General features: G+C 57.5%; 1 protein-coding gene. It reads right to left on the reverse strand.

Annotated elements, in window-relative coordinates; all coding sequences use genetic code 11:
* On the reverse strand, positions 1–1,486 hold a 1,486-nt coding region (locus AB5213_RS17100; protein WP_368277031.1), incomplete at both ends, for a VirB4-like conjugal transfer ATPase, CD1110 family.

Raw genomic sequence — 1,486 nt, forward strand, 5'->3', positions numbered from 1 at the left:
GTGCCTGCTCCTCCGGCTGCTCGTTCGCGGCATCGTAGAAGTCCTGTAAGGTCGGCGGAAGATTGTCTCCGCGCTCTGCGGCCTTCTGGAAGGCAAGCTCGGTGCAGCGCTGTACGAGTGACTGGTCAACCTCAGAGAAGTTCGACCCGGCTTCGGCAGCGGAAGCGCCCGCCTGAGCTAACATCGCGTCCACCTTGAACGCAATCTGCTCGTTTCTCGTCATGTGTTCCACGGATACCGTATCGAAGGGGTTCAGATGGGTTCCGGTACCCACGCCGAAGTGGTAGGTGCTGCCGCCGTAGCGTTCGGCGATAGCGGTGTACTCGCCTGCGCGGTCGATGACGTAAATCTCGTCCGTCGGATTGGAGAAGATGGTGCCCGTCATCTCGGTCTTGGTGAACATACCCTTACCGGAGCCGGTCTTGCCGCAGACGAAGCCCATCGGCGAGGTGAGCTTCTTGCGGTTGCAGACCACGAGGTTGCGGCTGTGCTTGTTCTGGCCGTAGAAGTTGCCGCCTGCATCGTCAAGCTCCTGCGTGGCAAACGGCACGAGGATGGAAACCTGCGCCGTGGTGAACATGCGGGAGATTTCCACGTGGTTATGGCCGAGCGGGAGGATGGAATTAAGTCCCTGACGCTGGCGATAGTCATAGGTGTCAAGCTCGATGGAGTTCTGACGTGCCGTGGAGATGATGCGAAGTACCTGCGTATCCAGCGCTTCCTTGCTCTCCGCGTAGGTGTAGACAAGCCCCGTGAAGACATAGAGACGCTGGTTCTTGTTCTGCAAGTGGTCGAGCACGTCCTCCGTCTCCTCCTTGGAGTATTTCAGCTCCTGCGGGAGGATGGAGAAGTCATAGCCTTTGTTCACTGCCGAGCGCTGTTCCTCGATGATTTCCTTGTCAATCCATGCGGAACGGGTGCGCACGTAATTGATAGCCTTGGATTTATCCATGGGCTGCACGTACCACGTGATAGCCATGGGGATAGGAAGGTCTGCCATGTCGGCAAGTGCGCGGTCGGAAAGTTCCGAGCCGAACTTCTTCATCACGAGTACCTGTGCGTAGACCCCGTTATCGAGTTTTACGCAGTCGTTATAGTGGCCGTCCGGGCGGAAATCAATCTGCGTCGGTGCGATGCAGTCCTTGGTAGTCTGTAAGCGCTTGGCGGAAATATCGCGCTGGTAATCGAACAGGAACGGCTTATAGGGGTTCAGGAGTGAATGGATGACAGAAAGGCGCTGGGTGCCGTTCATAAGGTGTGCCTTGCTGCCGATGGAGTTTAGGATGCGGGAGGATTCGACCTCGATACGGGAGAGCTGACGCGCTGCATCTTCTGCGGTGTCCGCCGTCACGGAATAGGTGAGGTATCGGTTCCTGCGGATGTTGCTGACCCCCTCCTTCACCTTATCGTTCAGGATGTTGTTGAACACCTGCGCGTCGTTCCTTGCGGCATCGTTTGCCTGACGCTCCGGGTCGAAGAACTTGCG

Origin of the sequence: Coprococcus sp. RTP21204st1_G4_RTP21204_210225 (genome assembly GCF_040915385.1) — a bacterium.
GTDB classification, from domain to species: Bacteria; Bacillota; Clostridia; order Lachnospirales; family Lachnospiraceae; genus Allocoprococcus; species Allocoprococcus comes.